18 protein-coding genes are annotated in these 18,595 nt (G+C 51.4%); 2 read left to right on the top strand and 16 right to left on the bottom strand.

All coding sequences use genetic code 11. The features are described from left to right. Positions 1-380: 380 nt before the first annotated feature. From JCR24_RS11450 to JCR24_RS11470, 5 genes are all read right to left on the bottom strand, one after another. Positions 381-1,700 carry an ABC transporter substrate-binding protein gene (locus JCR24_RS11450; protein ID WP_238980652.1) on the bottom strand — a complete coding sequence of 440 codons (1,320 nt, stop codon included), beginning with the start codon at positions 1,698-1,700 and terminating at the stop codon, positions 381-383. Positions 1,701-1,717: 17 nt separating this feature from the next. After that, complete coding sequence (locus JCR24_RS11455) at positions 1,718-2,530, bottom strand: carbohydrate ABC transporter permease (RefSeq protein ID WP_238980653.1); 813 nt, start codon at positions 2,528-2,530, stop codon at positions 1,718-1,720. Beyond that, positions 2,527-3,471: a carbohydrate ABC transporter permease gene (locus JCR24_RS11460; protein ID WP_238980654.1), complete on the bottom strand. Its 945-nt coding sequence runs from the start codon at positions 3,469-3,471 to the stop codon at positions 2,527-2,529. The genes JCR24_RS11455 and JCR24_RS11460 overlap by 4 nt, the downstream gene beginning before the upstream one ends. Then, positions 3,468-4,571 carry an ABC transporter ATP-binding protein gene (locus JCR24_RS11465; protein WP_063211292.1) on the bottom strand — a complete coding sequence of 368 codons (1,104 nt, stop codon included), beginning with the start codon at positions 4,569-4,571 and terminating at the stop codon, positions 3,468-3,470. Before JCR24_RS11465 ends, JCR24_RS11460 begins: the two co-directional genes overlap by 4 nt. A gap of 195 nt (positions 4,572-4,766) precedes the next feature. Continuing rightward, positions 4,767-6,257, bottom strand: a complete 1,491-nt coding sequence (locus JCR24_RS11470; RefSeq protein ID WP_238980655.1) for a peptide MFS transporter — start codon at positions 6,255-6,257, stop codon at positions 4,767-4,769. A 400-nt stretch (positions 6,258-6,657) separates the two neighbouring features. Between JCR24_RS11470 and JCR24_RS11475 the strand changes: the two genes are divergently transcribed. Next, complete coding sequence (locus tag JCR24_RS11475; RefSeq protein ID WP_013523996.1) at positions 6,658-7,179, top strand: gamma carbonic anhydrase family protein; 522 nt, start codon at positions 6,658-6,660, stop codon at positions 7,177-7,179. Positions 7,180-7,232: 53 nt separating this feature from the next. Next, entirely contained in the window at positions 7,233-7,538 is a 306-nt protein-coding gene (locus JCR24_RS11480; RefSeq protein WP_131872219.1) for a hypothetical protein, read from the top strand. A gap of 97 nt (positions 7,539-7,635) precedes the next feature. Here JCR24_RS11480 and JCR24_RS11485 read toward each other — a convergent pair whose 3' ends face one another. The 11 genes from JCR24_RS11485 to JCR24_RS11535 all read right to left on the bottom strand — a co-directional run bounded on the left by JCR24_RS11485 (position 7,636) and on the right by JCR24_RS11535 (position 18,470). Continuing rightward, positions 7,636-8,631, bottom strand: a complete 996-nt coding sequence (locus JCR24_RS11485) for an alpha-ketoacid dehydrogenase subunit beta (protein ID WP_020278619.1) — start codon at positions 8,629-8,631, stop codon at positions 7,636-7,638. Then, positions 8,628-9,698, bottom strand: a complete 1,071-nt coding sequence (gene pdhA, locus JCR24_RS11490; RefSeq protein ID WP_069304324.1) for a pyruvate dehydrogenase (acetyl-transferring) E1 component subunit alpha — start codon at positions 9,696-9,698, stop codon at positions 8,628-8,630. The genes JCR24_RS11485 and pdhA overlap by 4 nt, the downstream gene beginning before the upstream one ends. Positions 9,699-9,738: 40 nt before the next feature. Next, positions 9,739-10,533: an ABC transporter ATP-binding protein gene (locus JCR24_RS11495; protein WP_069304325.1), complete on the bottom strand. Its 795-nt coding sequence runs from the start codon at positions 10,531-10,533 to the stop codon at positions 9,739-9,741. Continuing rightward, the gene (locus JCR24_RS11500) at positions 10,508-11,500 is read right to left on the bottom strand and encodes an ABC transporter permease (protein ID WP_069304614.1); all 993 of its coding nucleotides are present in this window, start codon (positions 11,498-11,500) and stop codon (positions 10,508-10,510) included. Before JCR24_RS11500 ends, JCR24_RS11495 begins: the two co-directional genes overlap by 26 nt. A 14-nt stretch (positions 11,501-11,514) precedes the next feature. Beyond that, positions 11,515-12,528, bottom strand: a complete 1,014-nt coding sequence (locus JCR24_RS11505; RefSeq protein WP_014196076.1) for an ABC transporter substrate-binding protein — start codon at positions 12,526-12,528, stop codon at positions 11,515-11,517. Positions 12,529-12,646: 118 nt separating this feature from the next. After that, a complete protein-coding gene (locus JCR24_RS11510; protein WP_014196077.1) occupies positions 12,647-13,789 on the bottom strand; it encodes a Leu/Phe/Val dehydrogenase in 1,143 nt (380 codons plus the stop codon). 186 nt (positions 13,790-13,975) lie between these two features. Further along, positions 13,976-14,956, bottom strand: a complete 981-nt coding sequence (locus JCR24_RS11515) for an NAD(P)H-dependent flavin oxidoreductase (protein WP_370643337.1) — start codon at positions 14,954-14,956, stop codon at positions 13,976-13,978. A 128-nt stretch (positions 14,957-15,084) separates the two neighbouring features. After that, complete coding sequence (locus tag JCR24_RS11520; RefSeq protein ID WP_014196079.1) at positions 15,085-15,285, bottom strand: hypothetical protein; 201 nt, start codon at positions 15,283-15,285, stop codon at positions 15,085-15,087. After that, positions 15,248-16,105, bottom strand: coding sequence for a phenylacetic acid degradation operon negative regulatory protein PaaX (paaX, locus tag JCR24_RS11525; RefSeq protein WP_011231520.1), 858 nt, complete (start codon positions 16,103-16,105; stop codon positions 15,248-15,250). The genes JCR24_RS11520 and paaX overlap by 38 nt, the downstream gene beginning before the upstream one ends. Before the next feature lie 263 nt (positions 16,106-16,368). Then, positions 16,369-17,580, bottom strand: a complete 1,212-nt coding sequence (locus tag JCR24_RS11530; protein ID WP_011231521.1) for an acetyl-CoA C-acyltransferase — start codon at positions 17,578-17,580, stop codon at positions 16,369-16,371. A 26-nt stretch (positions 17,581-17,606) separates the two neighbouring features. Continuing rightward, positions 17,607-18,470 carry a 3-hydroxyacyl-CoA dehydrogenase gene (locus JCR24_RS11535; protein ID WP_238980656.1) on the bottom strand — a complete coding sequence of 288 codons (864 nt, stop codon included), beginning with the start codon at positions 18,468-18,470 and terminating at the stop codon, positions 17,607-17,609. Positions 18,471-18,595 lie beyond the last annotated feature (125 nt).

Consider the following 18,595-nt stretch of genomic DNA (forward strand, 5'->3'; position numbering starts at 1 on the left):
TAAAATAATTATATAGGGGAGCCTGAAATAGCCTATAATGTATTTTTATTTGTGTATACCCCTTGTGTTTTTTGGATTATAACATACTCAATAAAAAAGCAATATTTAAGAAAATAAAATCGATACAACTTACATTTCGCACCCTACAGTTTGGAAAAATTATTTATTTGATTTTTTAGAATAACTTTCCGATCAACACGATTAGCGATGGCAATCTTTTTTGCCATCGCTAATCGTTCCGTATGACATTACACGTAAATGCCCTTGTCCATGCCTGGTCCTTGCAGAACCCTTCACTGATTAAGGAGATCGGTTTCCCGAACGATCATTGGATTTGCCCATCCGGCAACTCCACTTGGACGCTTGTCCGGTTGGTCGGGTCAGTTTCCGGCCTCCTGCAACACCCGATTTGTCTCTTCCGCCGCCTGATCGAGCGCGTCTTGCGGGTCGATTCCTTCGTACAACCGTTCCATCGCTTTCACGACATGTTGCCGAGATTCAGGGAAGACGGTGATGAGCGCCCCTTGAGTGGCAGGGGTTGATTTTGTTTCATGCAGCTGGTCCACTGTCACTTTTAATTGCGGGTATTTCGCCCACTCCTCTTTGACGAGCGGCTCATCGTACGCAGCTGGGTTGATGGCGAAATAGCCTGTGCGCACATGCCACTTGGCTTGGACGGGAGCAGTTGTCAAGTATTTCATGAACTCCCACGCCGCTTTTTGTTCCTCTTCGCTGCTTCCTTTCATCATCCAAAGCGAAGCCCCACCGATCACGACGCCTTGACGTTCCACGCCATCCGGAACAGGCAAATACGAAACGCCGACCTCAAATGGCGAGTTATCGATCAACGTTTTTACGCCAGCGGATGAATCCAAATACATGGCGATTTTTCCCGCTTGGAAGGCAGCGCGCATATCGTCCCAATTTTGACCGACGTTGTAAAACGTGCCGTCTCGGTACATGTCGCGGATCAGCTCAAATACACGTTTCCCCTCATCTCCATTGAATACCGCTTTTGTCGCATCACTGCTCCGTCCATTGTTGTTGTTCACATACAGTCCGCCTTGTACGGCCACCATTTCTTCAAAAAACCAGCCGTAGTTCAAAATCGAGAATCCGTACCGTTCGGTTTCCTTTCCTTTTTTCTTTGTCAGCTTTTTCGCCGCTTCCTTCAACTCGCTATAGGTGAGAGGCGGTTTTTCCGGATCAAGCCCGGCTTCGCGAAATGCATCTTTGTTATAAATGAGCACAGGGGTGGATGAGTTGAACGGCATTGAGTAAATTCGCCCGTTGACTGTATAATAATTGACAATATTTTTCTCCCATTGTGAAACATCATACTTGTCTTTATCAATCCATGTCTGCACTGGTACAACCTTTCCACTGTCGATCATATGCTTTGTTCCGACTTCAAACGTCTGCATGATCGTCGGTGCATCTTTTGTCCCGGCTACTGCATTCCATTTCGTCAACGCCTCTTCATAGGTGCCTTGAAACACTGGCTTCACCTCAATCTCTGGGTGGGTTTGATTAAAATCAGCGACAATGTCATTTAGGACCGGCTCTAAATCCCCGCTCATCGAATGCCAAAACACCACTTCTGTTTTGCCTTCCGCCGCTTCGCCCGCATCTTCACTCGAGCATCCCGTGGCAAATCCAATAAACATTAAGGCTAAGAAACTGGCCAAAACCTTTCTCATTTTGTTTCTCCTCCCCACTATTGAATCGCTCCTTGCATAAGCCCTTTGCGCAATTGCTTCTGTCCGGCAAACAACAGCAACAAAGTCGGAATCATCGCGATAACCGCCGCTGCCATAACGACGCCCCAGCTGCTGGCGATCTCTTGCGTCTGCAGCTGCTTGAGCCCGATCTGCACGGTGCGGACGCGATCGTCGTTTGTAACGAGCAGCGGCCATAAATACATATTCCAAGCATCCAAAAAGCTGTAAACAGCCAGCGTTACCAAACTTGTTTTTGAAAGCGGCAGTACGACGCGGTAAAAAAAGCGGAAGTTCCCGATGCCGGACAACTGCGACGCCTCATACAGCTCGTGCGGAATTTGCTTAAACTGCTGCCGCAATAAAAAGATGCCAAATGCCATCGCCCAAAACGGCACGATGAGTCCTGCGTAATGGTTTGTCCAGCCAAGCGCTTGGATGGTCAAAAAATTTGGGATCACAGTCGCTTCCCACGGAACGAGCATCGTGGCAATGCACACGTAAAACCACCGATCCCGACCCGGAAAGCGGAGAAACACAAAAGCGAAAGCGGCGAGACTTGACACGATGAGGCGCCCCACTGTAATCATGAAAGCCACAAAAAAGCTGTTCCATAAATATCTCCCAAGCGGAGCCTGTTGAAACGCGGCCTCATAATTGACCAATGTCCCCTTCTCAGGCCATAGGCGTCCTGACAAAATAGCGGCTCCATCCATCAAACTCATCAAAAGAGCATAAGCCACTGGAAACAAGATGACAACCGAGCATAGGCATAACAACACATAGTGAGCCGTTGCCCGCGCCGTTCTCATTGGTAATGCACCTTCCTCTCGGCAAACCGAAACTGCAAAAACGTGACGAGGGCGATGATGAGAAAAAGGATAATGGCTTGCGCGCTCGCGGAACCAAACTGATAGTTGACGAACGCTTCCCGGTAAATCGCGTAAACGAACACATTCGTAGCCTCCACTGGCCCGCCTTTCGTTAAAAAGTCAATTTGTCCAAACGTTTGCAGCGCTTGAATAAGCGAGACCGTCGTGACAAAAAATAACGTCGGCGACAACAATGGCACAGTCACTGTCCACAGCTGGCGCCAATAGCTCATTCCAGCGATGCGGGCGCTTTCGTACAAGGATGGATCGATGTTTTGCAGACCGGCCAGCAACAATAAAAAGGTCAGTCCGATATTCATCCAGATCGTCGCCGCCGCCACCGCATACAATGCCGTGTCCTGGTCAAGAAGCCATGAAACAGGAGTCCCGCCGATCGCGGACACCAAACGATTGATGATCCCGATCGCCGGATTGTACATAAACATCCAAATCACCGAAGCGACTCCCACGCTCATCCCCATCGTAGAGGCAAAAATCGTCCGAAAGATCCCGATTCCTTTCCGTGTTTCATGAGCGAGCAACGCTAAACCGAACGAAACGGCGACCGTCGTCGGGACAGTGAGCGCCGCAAATAGAACCGTCGCCTTCAAACTATGCCAAAACGATGCATCTTGAAGAAGAGCAACAAAATGCGCCAAACCGACAAATTCCGTCGGGTGCCCTTGATAATCGGTGTGAAACACGCTTAAATACATCGTTCTCCCCAACGGGTAAAAGAGAAACACGCCAAACAGTAGGAGCGAAGGACAAAGATACACCATCCCTTCCAACCACGATTTTATTGCGGCCTGCCGCGCCTCCCGCTTCGTCCGGACCGACCATGGCGCTGGGGAGGGAACCGTTGAAACACGCTCATTCATTGGTGAACCCACACCTCCTCCCGCTTGATGGACGGGGCTCCAATTCGCTTTCCAGACGCATCGAAAAACAGGAAATCCTGCTCATCAAACGTCAATGGCACCACTTCTCCCAAACGGATGCGCCATTGTCCATTCCATCGTGCTGTCCAATAAAGATTTTTTGCCAACTCAAACGTCACTAACGTTTCATTGCCGAGCCACTCGACATGGCTGACTTTGACGGCCATAGATTCTTCTCCTGATTCCGCCGGCTCAATATGTTCCGGCCGCAGTCCGACGATCACCCGTTCAGCCTTCGGCAAAGAACGACGCAGAAGACGGATGGGCCGCTCGTTTTGCAATAAGAGGGAATGGTCCAACACATGCGCTTCCGCCAAATTCATCGGCGGTGTTCCGATAAATGAAGCGACAAACGTGTTATCTGGGCTATTGTATACATCAAGCGGACTGCCGATTTGTTGCGGACGGCCGTCATGCAAAATCATCATCCGGTCAGCCATGGTCATCGCTTCCGTCTGATCGTGCGTGACATAAATCACAGTCATGCCGAGCTGACGTTGCAAACGTCGAAGCTCGCTCCTCATTTTCGCACGCAGCTTGGCATCTAAATTGGAGAGCGGTTCATCCATCAAACAAAGCGGAGTCTGCGCGACAATCGCTCGCCCTAAGGCAACGCGTTGACGCTGCCCCCCTGACAATTCCCGCGGCTTCCTATGCAGCACATCGGTCAATCCAAGCAATTCCGCCGCTTCCATGCAACGTTTCACTTGTTCTTCTTTCGGCACCTTTTGCGCCTGCAAGACAATCCGCATATTTTGCTCCACCGTCAAATGGGGATATAGCGCATAATTTTGAAAGACCATCGATAACCGGCGGGCGTGAGGGGGCCAATCATTCGCCACTTGTCCATCGATCAATACATATCCTGATGTCAGCGGCTCAAGGCCAGCGATCAGCCGCAAAATCGTGCTTTTGCCGCATCCCGATGGGCCGACAAGAACAAAAAACTCCCCTGATTCAATCGCGACATTCACATTCTCGACCGCGCTCTTTTTGCCTCCATACGATTTCGTCACCTCAACCAGCTCAAGAAACGCCATCCGCTTTTCTCCCCTTTCCTCTTTTTCTATTCCATCGTAATCCATTTTTGTAAACACCATCTGAACTTATTTTTTGATTTATGTAAATATTTTTTGAATAAAAAAAGAAGCTCTGCCAACGCAGAGCATCCTGTCACAGATTTGTAATCTTTTGGATCATCTGTTTTCCCTGTTGATACAAACATCAGCGTGATATTAACGAACGCCCTTCATGAGCCGCTGAATGCTCGGGGCGAGCAAAAACAAGATGACGCTTAACACAACCGCCGCACCGCCGATCGTGCCGAAATAGGCCGTTTCGTTTTCCGGCGTATAGAAGCGGACGAGCTGGGCGTTGATCGCTTGCGCGGCGGCGTTCGATAAAAACCAAAGGCTCATCGTTTGCGCTGAGAAGGCCGCAGGCGCAAGTTTCGTCGTCGCCGACAGGCCGACCGGCGACAGGCAAAGTTCACCAAGCACGACGATGAAATAGCTTAACACAAGCCAGATCGGATGGACGAGCCCTCCGCCGCTTAAATGGCCCGGCACGAGAATGACGATGAACGACAGGCCGGCAAACAACAAGCCGAGCGCGAATTTTTGCGGGATCGTCGGCTGCCGTTTACCGAGCTTCACCCACATCCATGCGAACACCGGAGCCAAAATGATAATAAATAACGGGTTCAGCGACTGGAACCATGCAGGCGACAAGTGGATGCCTGCTACATCCAACTGCGTCCGCTTGTCCGCATAGTTCGCCAAAATTGTCGATCCTTGTTCTTGAATCGCCCAAAACATCGCTGAAGCGACGAACAACGGAATGTAAGCGATCACGCGCGACCGCTCCTCCGCCGTCGTTTTCGGGCTGCGGTACATGACGACAAAATAGATGATCGGGATGATGATTCCTAAGATGCCGACAAGGGAAATAAACGTTTCCACAGTGAACCAACCGTTCGGAATCAAGATGGCTAGCAGCACGGCAATCACGACCGCCCCTACGGCCATGATGGAAGCCGCTTTTTTCTTTTCCGCTGGCGTCAATGGATTCGGCACATACGTCCCGGCCAACCCGAGGTTTTTCTTTCTTGTCGCGATGAAGACAATCAATCCGAGAAACATCCCGACGGCCGCAAGTCCGAAGCCAAGGTGGAAGTTGTACTTCATCCCGGCAGTTCCAACAACAAGCGGAGCCAAAAAGGCGCCAAGGTTAATCCCCATGTAAAAAATGCTAAATCCGGCGTCGCGGCGGTCATCGCCAGGCTTGTACATATCGCCGACAATGCTCGAAACGTTCGGTTTCAACAACCCGGTTCCCAAGACGATGAGCGCCATCGACACAAACAGCGCCGTCACCCCGCCCGGAATCGCCAGGGCGATATGACCAGCCATAATGAGAAGGCCGCCGTAAAAGACCGCGCGCGACGTGCCAAACACCCGGTCAGCAAGCCAGCCGCCAATGATTCCGGACATGTACACAAGCGCCCCATAAATCGACATAATCGCAAGCGCCAGATGCTCATCAAGCCCGAGCCCGCCTTTCGATACTTCGTAATACATGTAGTACACTAAAATGGCGCGCATGCCGTAGTACGAAAAACGCTCCCAAAACTCGGTGAAAAAGAGCGTAAACAGCCCTTTCGGATGGCCGAAAAAGCCGCGCTGGGGAACGCTGGCAGCGATTTGTTGCTTGTCAATGGGTGACATAACCACTACCTACCTCCTTTAAATTCTTTTAATATAATAATTCATTATGTTTATATTGTCAAAAAAATTTTGTATGATTTATAGTAAGGTAAATAAAACAATAATATTAAGAAAAATAATATTATTTAAATAAAAATTCCAAAAAATATTTCTCCCTTTCCGTTTTCTTCGTTATCGGAAAAAACCTTTTTCCGCTTTTCGTTGACATGTATAATCAATGGCAGGGAATCGTCGTTTCCCCAACAGCACCATTTCCTCTTTTCCATCTCATCTGCATCTTTGTGTTCACCGCAATTGGTACATGAATCGACGCTTCTTTTAAGGAAAAAGATATCGTGCCCGTCCCCGTGCAAAATGTGTTATACTGATCATGACACATAAAATGAAGGGGGATGTGGGGATGCTATACCCGTATAACGGAAAACGTCCGAATGTTCATGAAACCGCATTCATTGCCCCGGGAGCCTATTTGATCGGAGACGTCACCGTCGGTCCGGAATCGACCATTTGGTTCAATGCCGTGCTGCGCGGCGATGAAGGACCGATTACGATCGGCGCTCGAACGAGCATTCAAGACAATACGACCTGCCATTTGTACGAAGGGTCGCCGCTCATTGTTGAAGATGAAGTGACGGTCGGGCATAATGTGATCCTTCACGGCTGCACGATCCGCCGGCGCTCGATCATCGGCATGGGGTCGACGATTTTGGATGGGGCCGAAATCGGTGAAGAATGCATCATCGGCGCCAACACGTTGATTCCGTCCGGCAAAAAGATTCCGCCCCGCTCACTCGTCATTGGCTCGCCTGGAAAAGTGGTGCGTGAACTGACGGACAAAGACCTTGAGCTCATCCAGCTGTCGATTGATACATACGTGCAAAAAGGAAAAGAGTATCGCGAACAGCTGGCCAATCATCGGTAATAACGCCTTGAACGCTCTCCCACCTACGCTAAACGCTTAAAGGTGGGAGATTCTTGAGAACACCCGCCTCACAGCAAGCTGTTAACCAAGCCATCCCCGCCCACTTCAAGTGGGGGGGCTTCTCGGCGCGAGATGATCAAAACAAAATCATCAGAGAACAGATGGTTGCACGAAAAAACGATATTCGCGGCCATCTGTTCGTACAGCTTTTAAAAGAAAAAGAGCCAGCCAGAGGGCATGGCTCTTCGTTTATGATTCATCCGTGTTTTGCACAATCATCTTCCACACTCGAAAAACCGTTTCAATGCGGCGAGGCGGTGTTTTCCGAACTTGCTTTCTGTTTCATTGGCAAAAGATGAATGATTCCTGATCTCAATGCTTCTACCGCTTCTAACAAACATTCGTTGCTGCTTGGGTGCGGACAAAAAGGGAATTTCATGTCTTCCTCTCGCGCCGCTAGAAATTCATCACTTTTTCGATGGCATGCAAAACGCGCGCTGGCGTTGGCAAATAATCGTCTTCATAAGCGAAAAACGGCACAGGAACGTCAAATCCCGTCACCCGTTCGACCGGCGCTTTTTGATAGAAAAACGAAGTATCGTTGATGACAGCGAGAATATCATTGGCCAATCCACCCGTCGCATGCGCTTCCTGAACGATCACGGTTCTCCCTGTCTTTTGCACCGACTCGGCGATGATGTCCTTGTCAAGCGGGTAAAGCGTACGCAAGTCGATGACATCGGCATCAATCCCTTTTTTCTTCGCTTCTTCCGCCGCCTTTATGGCGACCGGCACCATGGCTCCCCATGCAATGACGGTCACGTCGTCCCCTTCACGTAGTTTTTTCCCTTTGCCAATTTCAATCGTATATTTTCCTTCCGGAACGTCTTCGCGAAACGCACGATAACTGCGCATCGGTTCTAAGAAGAGAACAGGGTCCGGGTCTTCAATCGCGGCGATGAGCAACCCTTTGGCGTCATACGGCGACGCGGGACAGACGACTTTGATGCCTGGCATATGGGTAAACAGCGCTTCCGTGCTGTCCGAATGAATTTCCGGGGCCCGCACGCCCGCGCCGTACGGGGCGCGAATGACCAAGGGCACGGTAAAATGCCCTCTCGTCCGCGCACGCATGCGTGCCGCATGGGTCATGATTTGTTCATAGGCTGGATAGATAAAACCTAAAAACTGAATTTCTACGACAGGACGAAATCCACCAAGCGCCATTCCAATCGCTGCACCAGTAAATCCTGCCTCGCTTAACGGCGTGTCCATCACCCTCTCCTCGCCAAATTCCTCCAGCAATCCTTCGGTGGCGCGAAACACACCGCCATTTTTTCCAATATCTTCCCCGAGCAGGATGACATCTTCACGCTCTTTTAGCATGGTACGAAGCGCATCATTGACCGCTTGCACGATGGTGAGCGATTTGACGCCTACTTTGGTGATCATCTTTCCATCCCCCGCTTCCACTGAAGATACGCTTCTTTCTGCTCCGCAATCGTCCATGTCGGTTGGGCGAACACAAAGTCAAACATGTCAGATACATTCGCTTTTGGATAGCTCTCCATTTCCACAACCGCCTGCTCGATTTCGGCGTTCACTTCCTCTTGCACTTGATTCGCCCACTTTTCATCCCACCAGCCTTCCCGCTGCATCAACCGCTCGACCCGCTTAATCGGATCGGTTGTTTCGCGCCGTTTTTGGCTTTCCTCCTGGTCGCGGTATCTGGACGGGTCATCGGACGTCGTATGGGCGCCATAACGCCATGTCACCGCTTCGATTAACGTCGGCCCCCCTCCGTTTCTCGCCCGCTCGAGCGCTTCAGTTGTTTTGAAATACACGGCAAACACGTCATTTCCATCGATGCGAAGGCCGGGAATATCGTACGCCAACGCTTTTTGCGCGATCGTTTTTGTCTTCATCTGACGGGTGATCGGAACGGAAATTGCATATTGGTTGTTTTGGTTGAAAAAGACGACAGGCGCGTTGAAAACGCTCGCGAAATTCAATCCCTCATGGAAATCTCCTTCTGATGTCGCCCCATCACCGAAGTACACAATCACCGCATTTTTCGTCCCCTTCCATTTTTCGGCGCACGCCGCCCCCGCTGCATGAGGGAGTTGCGTGGCAATCGGAACGCTCGGCGGAACGATTTTTTTCCCTTCAGGTGGAACACACCCTTCCGTCCGCCCTTTCCAGTATAAAAGCGTTTGCGTTAAGGAACGGCCGAACGTCATCATCGCCCCATGATCGCGGTAGGTCGGAAACATCCAATCACCGTCGTTGAGTGCAAGCGCGCTTCCGACTTGACACGCCTCTTGCCCTTCGTACGGCACATACGTCCCGATGCGCCCTTGCCGCTGCAGGCTGACACATTTTCGGTCAACCATTCTCGTGCGAATCAGATGGCGGTACATCGTCATCGTCAATTCTTTCGTGATTTGTTCACGATATTCAGGCTGCACGATCGCTCCTTCTTCATTCAATACTTGCACCATCGGAAAATCGAGTTCCATATCATATTCCTCCTCTCCATGGTGTCGAATGGCCGATCCATCAGCCTAGTACCGCACGATCGCTTGCGAGCTGTTCCCCGCGAATGCGTTGGAATTCTGCGAGCAACTTTTCTACCGTTAAGCGTTTCTTTTCATTCTCATCCACTTCGAAAATGATCTGCCCTTTATCCATCATGATGAGGCGGTTTCCTAAATCGATGGCCTGCTGCATATGATGGGTGACCATCAAGGTCGTCAATCGATATCGCTCCACAATCTCTTTTGTTAAGTTGGTGATCAACTCCGCTCTGGCTGGATCGAGAGCCGCTGTATGTTCATCGAGCAGCAAAATGGCAGGTTCGGTGAACGTCGCCATAAGCAAAGACAACGCCTGCCGCTCTCCGCCCGAGAGCAAGCCGACTTTCGCCTGAAGACGGTTTTCTAAACCGAGATGAAGGGTGGAGAGCAACTCGCGAAACTCATCGCGCCGTTTTTTCGTCACTCCGCGGCGGAGCGTGCGCTTTTGATTGCGTGTATACGCCATCGCCAAATTCTCCTCAATCGTCATGTTTGGCGCCGTTCCGGCCATCGGATCTTGAAACACCCTTCCGATATAGCGGGAGCGGACGTATTCCGGCATCATGGTGACATCTTGACCGTCAATCCAAATCGTTCCTTCATCAGGAAACAATACTCCTGAAATTATATTCATCAAGGTCGATTTGCCTGCTCCGTTGCTGCCGATCACAGTGACAAAATCGCCTTTTCGAAGCGTTAAATGAATGTTTTGGAGCGCGATCTTTTCGTCAGGCGTTCCCTCGTGAAACACTTTATAAATCCCTTTTAACTGCAACATCCGCCTCACCCTTTCCCGTTGCGGCAACGGCCATCACCTGCGCTCGATTCCGTCTTTTTTCTTCTTTGCGTTTTTTCTCTTTTTGTTGACGAACCATTTGCGGAACAACGAGCGCCAAAATGACAATGCATGCCGTAATGAGCTTCACATCCCCTGTTTCGAGAAATTGGACGCGCAAAGCGAGACTCACAACAATGCGGTAAATGATCGCACCGCCGATCACGGCAAGTGTGGCTCGCGCGATCGTTTTCGTTCCAAATACCGCTTCGCCGATAATCACAGAAGCCAGACCGATAATGATCATGCCAATTCCCATCCCGACATCGGCAAACGCGCCGTACTGGGCAACAAGCGCCCCCGAGAACGCGACCATGGCATTGGAAAGGCCCAACCCGAAGACAATGAGCAAATTGGTGTTCGCCGACAGGCTGCGAATCATGCGCGGATTATCGCCCGTCGCCCGAATCGCAAGCCCCATTTCCGTCTGTAAAAACCAGTCTGTGAACCATTTAAACAAAAGAGCAAGCAACGTCATCGACAGGAGAATTCCCCATGTTTTCGCCGCGGCCGAGTCAAGTCCGATTTTCGTCCCCCATTCTTGAATGGTTGTAAAGACGGTCTTTTGATTTAAAAGAGGTACATTCGAACGCCCCATGATGCGAAGATTGATCGAATAAAGCGCAATCATCATTAAAATGCCCGACAAAAGCGGATTGACCTTCCCTGCTGTATGAAGAAGCCCGGTCATACACCCGGCAGCGAATCCAACGAAAAGCGCTAGACACGTCGCCATAAACGGATTGATCCCGTTGACAATCAACGTCGCCGCCACAGCAGCTCCTGTCACAAAGCTGCCGTCCACGGTTAAATCAGGGAAATCCAACACACGAAACGACAAATACACTCCCAGCGCCATAATGGCGTAAATCAGTCCCGATTCCACTGCTCCCGTGATGGACGCCAGCAACAGCACTCATCCTTTCATTCGATGTATTCCGCCATTTGATCCCATTCAGGCTTCAGTTTGATTCCTTGTTTTTCCGCTGCTTGTTTATTGATCACCAATTTTAATTTTTTCGGATATTCTGGTTTGATCTCTGATGGTTTGGCTTCTCCTTTTAAAATGGCGACTGCCATTTGCCCCGCTTGATAGCCGATATCGTAGTAATCAAACCCATACGCCGCAAAACAGCCTCGTTTTAATGAATCGAGCTCTCCCGTAAAAACAGGGATTTTTTTCTCGTTGGCAACGCTGACAACCGATTCAATGGCAGATACAACGGTGTTGTCCGTCACGATGTAAAACACATCTGCCTTGCCAACTAACGACTCTGCCGCCTGTTTCACCTCGGCTGTGGTCGAAACGGAGGCTTCCACCAACTTCAAATCCGTATGTTTCGCCGCTTCCTTCACTTTTTCAATTTGCGCCAACGAGTTTTGTTCGCCCGCGTTATAAATAAGCCCAACGGTTTTGGCATCCGTTTGCTCATCGATGAATTGAATCGTTTTGCGAATCGCATCGGGATGGCTGTCCGTTGTTCCCGTGATGTTTTCCCCTGCCTTGTCCATCGATGGAACTAAACCGGCGCCGACCGGATCCGTCACGGATGTAAACACAATGGGAATGTCTTTCGTCGCATTGAGCGCACTTTGCGCGCTCGGAGTCGAGTTGGCAAAAATAAGGTCAACCCCATCCGATACAAAGTTATTGGCGATCGTTTGGCTGTTATTCATGTCGCCTTGGGCATTTTGGATATTGTACCGAACATTTTTCCCCTCTTTAAATCCCCCGTCTTCGAGCGCCTTTTTAAATCCATTGAAGGCAGCATCTAACGATGGATGTTGAATGATTTGGGTGACGCCAATCGTAAACGTTTTCTGCTTTCCATCTTCTTTCGCACCGTTCGTCGCGGCCTTCTCTTCTCCCCCACAGCCTGAGAGCGCCAAAACTCCGAAAACGACCGGTATCGCGAATCGTTTGATCGCTTGTTTCATGAATGATTCCTCCTCGCCTCTTTGATCGCTGCTTTCCAAAAGGATTTTTCTCTGAATTAAAAAATAAGGTATTATATTACGTATTTTCAGACATTTTTTCATATGGATAGACTCGGCATTAACGTCGAATATCCCACTTCGGCCGCTTTTGGTGCGTGAAAAAATGATTGCGGCGTTTGCGTTTCTCGAGCCGCTCTTCGCAAAATTGATCGGCTGCCTCGATCGTCGTTATTCCTTCCGATTCAGCCCGCGCATAAATGGCGAGCAGCGTATCATAAATCGCTTTCGTTTTCGCCAACACCCGCTCTTTGTTCGCTCCGTACAGTTCATCGGCCACTTGAATGAGGCCGCCGGCGTTGACGATATAATCGGGGGCATACATGATGCCCTTTTCTTTCAACATACGGGCGTGGCGTTTGTCAGCCAGCTGATTGTTCGCCGAACCGACGACCGCTTTCACTCGCAGCTCGGCGATCGTTTCATCGTTGATGACGCCGCCAAATGCGCACGGGACGAACACATCGGCTTCGACGCGATAAATATCCGTTCCGTTCACCGGCTTGACGGACGCCCCGATTTGCTTGCCGTACGCCACGACCTCTTTGACTGCCGCTTCGTTCAAATCGCACACATACAGATCCGCCCCTTCTTCAAGCAAACGAAGCGCCACTTTTTTTCCGACTTTTCCGAGCCCTTGCACCGCATACGTTTTGCCATGCAAATGCTTGCTGCCAAACACAACATCGTTCGTCGCCTGAATGCCGTAAACAACGCCCTCGGCGGTCGGCACGGATGAGTCGCCGCTTCCGCCATACGCTTCCGGAACGCCGACGATGCAATTCGTCTCTTTCAGCGCGTGCACAAAATCGTCCGGCGTCGTCCCCATATCCGTGCCCGTGTAAAACCGGCCGCCTAATGACTCCACGAACTGGCCGAAAGCGCGAAACAATTCCGGCGATTTGTCTTTGCGCGGATCGCCGATGATCACCGCCTTGCCGCCGCCAAAATCGACATCGGCAGCCAAGCATTTATACGTCATCCCTTTCGACAGCCGAAGCGCATCGGCGAGCGCCTCTTCCGTCGTGGCATACGGATGCATCCGACAGCCGCCGAGCGCCGGCCCAAGAGCCGTGCTATGAATGGCGATGATCGCCCTTAGGCCGGTCGCTTCATCGAGACAAAACACCACCTGTTCATGTTCACGCATTTGGAAAAACAAATCCAATCTTTGTGACATGTTTGGCGATAGCATGACATTCATCGCTTCCCCTCTCCTTTGCTTTACTGCTTGAAAGCGTTTTCAAGTTAATATAACAAAAAATATTATTACGTTATAATAACGTTATACTATTTTTATAGTAACGATGTTGGTTACCCGTGTCAACCCTCTGCCACCCCATTTTTCATCGCCAAAAAAAGACGCCGTTTGACAGGCGTCTTTCGTACATCAGCGAAACAGTTCGGATAATGATTGCCACTGCGTTTTCGCTTCCGTCATCATTTGTTCAAACAGCTCGGCCACCGTTGGCACGTCGTCGATCAAACCGGCGATTTGCCCCGCGTTGATAAATCCTTCATGGAAATCGCCGAGGAGGGCGCCGCGGCGATGACGATCCTCCGATGTATATTCTTGAAACTGCTCGAGCGGCATGCCTTGCTGTTCATACTCAAGCAGCTTCTCGGCATACGGCGTGCGCATGACGCGGCGGATGCGCCCGACCGAACGGCCGACAATGACCGTTTCATTTTCCTTTGCCTCGACAAGCCGTCGTTTATACGCTTCATGAAACGGAGCTTCCTTCGTTGCCACAAGCCTTGTGCCGAGCTGCACCCCTTGGGCGCCGAGAGCCAACGCGGCAAGCAGCCCGCGCCCATCGCCGATGCCGCCGGCAGCGATGACAGGAATGCGGACGGCGCTGACGACTTGCGGGATGAGCGTCATCGTCGTCAGCTCGAGCGGCGAGTTGATTCCCGCCGCCTCATACCCCTCAGCGACGACGAGATCCGCTCCAGCCGCTTCCGCTTTTTTCGCTTGGCTGACCGAAGCGACGACGACGATCACCTTGATGCCATGTTCCGCAAAACGTGGAATCCACGGCGCCGGATTACCGGCGGAAAGCGAAACGACCGGTACTTGATGTTTGATGACAAGCTCGGCGATCTCCGCGGCGTGCGGCGTCACCTGCAACGGGATGTTCACAGCAAACGGACGGTTGGTGCGCCGCTTCGTTTCAATAATCAGCGCCTCCACCTCATCGGGCGTCATCGTTCCGGCTCCGATCGTTCCAAGCCCCCCCGCTTCCGATACGGCGCTCGCCAGCTCGGCGTTGCTGATGTTGCCCATCCCCCCTTGAATGATCGGATAACGAAGATTGAGCAAACGGCAAATATCATTCATTATATTCACACCCCGTGAAAAATACGTTATATATAAACGATACCATATTTTTTAGAAGATGCGAATGGTTGATTTATATAACGAAGAAAAAACGAACACCAATTAAACCGTATGAATTTCCTTTGAAGCCTATTTTCACCAGTGAAGACTGCCGTAAGTCAACACCGCGCCCCACAGCGATGAAAAATCGACAACGATTGGTGGGCGTCCACACCAATGATGATCGTTTGGACGACAACATGCTTCTTCCACGTTGCCGTACCGAACGTTCCATGAACGTCAAACAGGATGCACAGCTGTTGTTGCGCCGTGCATCCCGGTTCATTCCACCGATATCTCTTCCTCTTCTTTTTTGTCAAGCTCTGCCCCTTCTTGAAACACCGCTTCAAAGAAACGGCTGGCCGGTGCCGCGAGTTGTTGATAATAGTCGTTGAACAAGGCGGCCGCATGGCTTCCCATCCACTCATTCGGCAACAGCTCTTCCGGCAAGCCGGGGTCGATGAACAAAAATTTTCGGTATTCATGGACGAGCTTCGTCCGCTCGACAAAACATTCCGCGTCCGACATTTCGCCGCGCTCGATTTTATGTTTGTCAATGACATATTTTTGGCTGTAGACGGCAATAAACTGCTCGTATTTTTGGTTGATCTCTTCTAAGTTCCAGCACTTTTCCACAAGCTGCTTATTCGTATGCGGTCCATCGTATTCGGCAAGAAAGAAGTCGACATACGGGCGGATGTCATACTTGTCGATCAAGTCGTACACTTGTTGCTCCAAATTATTCGGTGAAATCCAGCAGCTGTTGGAAATCGTGCCGAACCCGCTCCAAACAAGCTCCTTTCGCAGTTCATCGCGCAAATGCCGCTTATCCTCAGGAATCGTATAGATGAGAATGCGCCATTTCCCGTCCCAATGCTCGGGGCGCGTTTTGTAAATGCGCCGCGCCGCTTCTTCCATCCGCTTGACGCCGCGTTCCGTGAGCGAATAGTAGCTTTTATTGCCGCGTTTTTCCGCGCGAATCCAGCCTTGTTTGCTCATGCGCGACACCGCCGCCCGCACCGCCTGGTCGTTATGGCCGAACTCGCGGAGGAGGCGGATTAGGCTCCCGATCCAAATTTCACCGCCGTAATGGCGGATGTAGTCGCCGTAAATCGTAAAGATCATTGAGCGTGTGTTCATTGTGAATGGACTCCCTGTATCTTGTTTTCGAAATATAATCGTAACAAACTTTTATCACGCTGGCAAGACGGACGAAAAAACAAAAGGAATAAAAAAGAGCCGCACCGCTAAAAAAGCAGGCGGCTCTCAACGGCATGCAAACATGCGGCCGCAGCTTCGGCAGCTTCATCAACTTAGGCAGACGTCATTCAACCAGACCGGCTGTATGACGGGCCGTCGTCTGAACATAACCATCCTTTCCGCCGAACGAAGACAAGGCGCTCTCACCGTTCGTCCGCGTTTTTCACAATCGTCGCGATTCCTTGGCCGACGCCGATGCACATCGTTGCCAAGCCATAGGTGACGCCGCGTTTTCGCATTTCGTAAATCAATGTCGTCAAAATGCGGGCGCCGCTCGCGCCAAGCGGATGGCCAAGGGCAATCGCTCCCCCGTTGACGTTCACTTTCGCCCGATCGAGCTCAAGCTGCCGGATGCATTCCAGCGCTTGCGAGGCAAACGCCTCGTTCAGCTCGACAAGTCCGATGTCGTCAAGCGACAACCCTGCGCGGCGCAACGCTTTGCGTGTCGCAAAAATCGGGCCTATCCCCATCACCGCCGGTTCGACGCCGGCGACAGCCGAAGTGACATAAACCGCCAGCGGCTTGAGGCCGAGTTCCTTCGCCTTCTCTGCGCTCATGACTAGCAGCGCCGCCGCCCCGTCGTTGACGCCGGAAGAGTTGCCGGCCGTCACCGTGCCGTTTTCAAACAATGGGGGCAGCTTCGCCAGTTTCTCAAGCGTCGTATCCGGACGCGGATGCTCGTCTTTATCGACGACAACGCGGTTGCCTTTTCGATCGTGATAAACGACCGGCACGAGTTCATCCGCAAACCGATTCGTTTCGATCGCTTGTTTCGCTTTCATTTGGCTTTCGTAAGCAAACTCATCTTGCGCCTCGCGCGTAATGCCGAATCGCTTCGCCACATTTTCCGCCGTTTGCGGCATGCTGTCGGTGCCATACATTTCGTGCATTTTCGGATTGATAAAGCGCCAACCGATCGTTGTGTCATACATCTCGATGTTGCCGCGCGGAAAATCGCTTGACGGTTTGGCCATGACAAACGGGGCGCGCGTCATGCTTTCCACGCCGCCGGCGATCATGATATCGGCCTCATTGGCCAAAATCGCCCGCGCCGCATAATTGACCGCATCAAGCCCTGAACCGCACAGCCGATTGACCGTCACCCCTGCGACCTCAATCGGCAGCCCGGCCAACAGCGCCGCCATGCGGGCGACGTTTCGGTTGTCCTCGCCGGCTTGGTTGGCGTTTCCAAAGACAACGTCATCAATTTGCTCGACCGGCACATTCGGATTTCGCTCGATGAGCGCTCGAATGACAACAGCCGCCAAATCATCCGGCCTGACTTCTTTTAGCGCGCCCTTGTAGCGGCCAATCGGTGTGCGCACCGCATCCACAATCACGACTTCTCTGCCCATGTTCTCTCCCTTCCTTTTCTAGCGAATCAGCTGTTTTCCCGATTCGTATAGTCATAGACGCCGCGGCCGGTTTTGCGGCCAAGCCGCCCCGCTTTGACGTATTGCTCCAAAAGCGGCGCCGGGCGGTATTTTTCTCCGAGTTTTTCGTGCAAATATTTTAAGTTGTTCAATCTCGTATCAAGCCCAACTAAATCCGCAAGCTCAAACGGCCCCATCGGGAAATTGAGGCCGAGCTTGATCGCCTTGTCGATCTCTTCGGGCGTCCCGACCCCTTCTTGCAGCATGTAAAACGCTTCATTGCCGACAAGGGCGCTGATCCGGCTCGTGACAAATCCAGGAAATTCATTGACAACCACTGTCTCTTTTCCCATTCGCTCGGCCGCTTCTTTCGCCACTTGCGCCGTTTCGTCGCTCGTCTCAAGGCCACGGATGATTTCCACAAGCTTCATTTTATGAACCGGATTGAAAAAATGCATGGCGATCACCCGCTCCGGCCGCTTCGTGAACGAACCGATTTCGGTCGGACTCATGGTGGATGTATTCGTCGCAAAATAGCACGACGCCGGCGCATGGGCGTCAATCGTCTCGAACACTTGCTTTTTCCATTCAAGCTTTTCCGGCACCGCCTCGATCACCAAATCGGCATCGCGCACAGCGGCCGCCAAATCAAGTGAATACGACAGGCGCGCCTCGGCTTCTTGCCGCTCGCTGTCGGTCAATTTCCCTCGAGCGACCGCCTGTTCAAAAATCGAAGCAATCTCCTTCTGGGCGCTCTCCAATTGTTCTTGCTTAATGTCCACTAAGGTCGTCTGGAACCCGCCGACAGCGCCGACATACGCAATGCCTCTCCCCATCACGCCGCTGCCGACGACAACAAGGCGTTCGATCATCGTCTTCCCCCTCTCCTGCTTTCGCATATGACGGCTGATGCATCAAGCCGGCGTTCCTTTCGCCAAGCAGCGGACGCCGTCAAATGAATGGGCACCCCATCACGAGCGACGGGGTGCTCGGCAAA

It is taken from the genome of Geobacillus sp. YHL, from assembly GCF_022341265.1.
Lineage (GTDB): Bacteria > Bacillota > Bacilli > Bacillales > Anoxybacillaceae > Geobacillus > Geobacillus thermoleovorans.

What these genes read in the sequence shown, in the direction of transcription:
- JCR24_RS11485 (WP_020278619.1), bottom strand. Translation starts at nt 8,631, where the DNA reads ATGATCACCAAAGTAGGCGTCAAATCGCTCACCATCGTGCAAGCGGTC.
- pdhA (WP_069304324.1), bottom strand. Translation starts at nt 9,698, where the DNA reads ATGGAACTCGATTTTCCGATGGTGCAAGTATTGAATGAAGAAGGAGCG.
- JCR24_RS11470 (WP_238980655.1), bottom strand. Translation starts at nt 6,257, where the DNA reads ATGTCACCCATTGACAAGCAACAAATCGCTGCCAGCGTTCCCCAGCGC.
- JCR24_RS11460 (WP_238980654.1), bottom strand. Translation starts at nt 3,471, where the DNA reads ATGAATGAGCGTGTTTCAACGGTTCCCTCCCCAGCGCCATGGTCGGTC.
- JCR24_RS11450 (WP_238980652.1), bottom strand. Translation starts at nt 1,700, where the DNA reads ATGAGAAAGGTTTTGGCCAGTTTCTTAGCCTTAATGTTTATTGGATTT.
- JCR24_RS11510 (WP_014196077.1), bottom strand. Translation starts at nt 13,789, where the DNA reads ATGAATGTCATGCTATCGCCAAACATGTCACAAAGATTGGATTTGTTT.
- paaX (WP_011231520.1), bottom strand. Translation starts at nt 16,105, where the DNA reads ATGAACACACGCTCAATGATCTTTACGATTTACGGCGACTACATCCGC.
- JCR24_RS11495 (WP_069304325.1), bottom strand. Translation starts at nt 10,533, where the DNA reads ATGTTGCAGTTAAAAGGGATTTATAAAGTGTTTCACGAGGGAACGCCT.
- JCR24_RS11530 (WP_011231521.1), bottom strand. Translation starts at nt 17,580, where the DNA reads ATGGGCAGAGAAGTCGTGATTGTGGATGCGGTGCGCACACCGATTGGC.
- JCR24_RS11475 (WP_013523996.1), top strand. Translation starts at nt 6,658, where the DNA reads ATGCTATACCCGTATAACGGAAAACGTCCGAATGTTCATGAAACCGCA.
- JCR24_RS11455 (WP_238980653.1), bottom strand. Translation starts at nt 2,530, where the DNA reads ATGAGAACGGCGCGGGCAACGGCTCACTATGTGTTGTTATGCCTATGC.
- JCR24_RS11465 (WP_063211292.1), bottom strand. Translation starts at nt 4,571, where the DNA reads ATGGCGTTTCTTGAGCTGGTTGAGGTGACGAAATCGTATGGAGGCAAA.
- JCR24_RS11505 (WP_014196076.1), bottom strand. Translation starts at nt 12,528, where the DNA reads ATGAAACAAGCGATCAAACGATTCGCGATACCGGTCGTTTTCGGAGTT.
- JCR24_RS11535 (WP_238980656.1), bottom strand. Translation starts at nt 18,470, where the DNA reads ATGATCGAACGCCTTGTTGTCGTCGGCAGCGGCGTGATGGGGAGAGGC.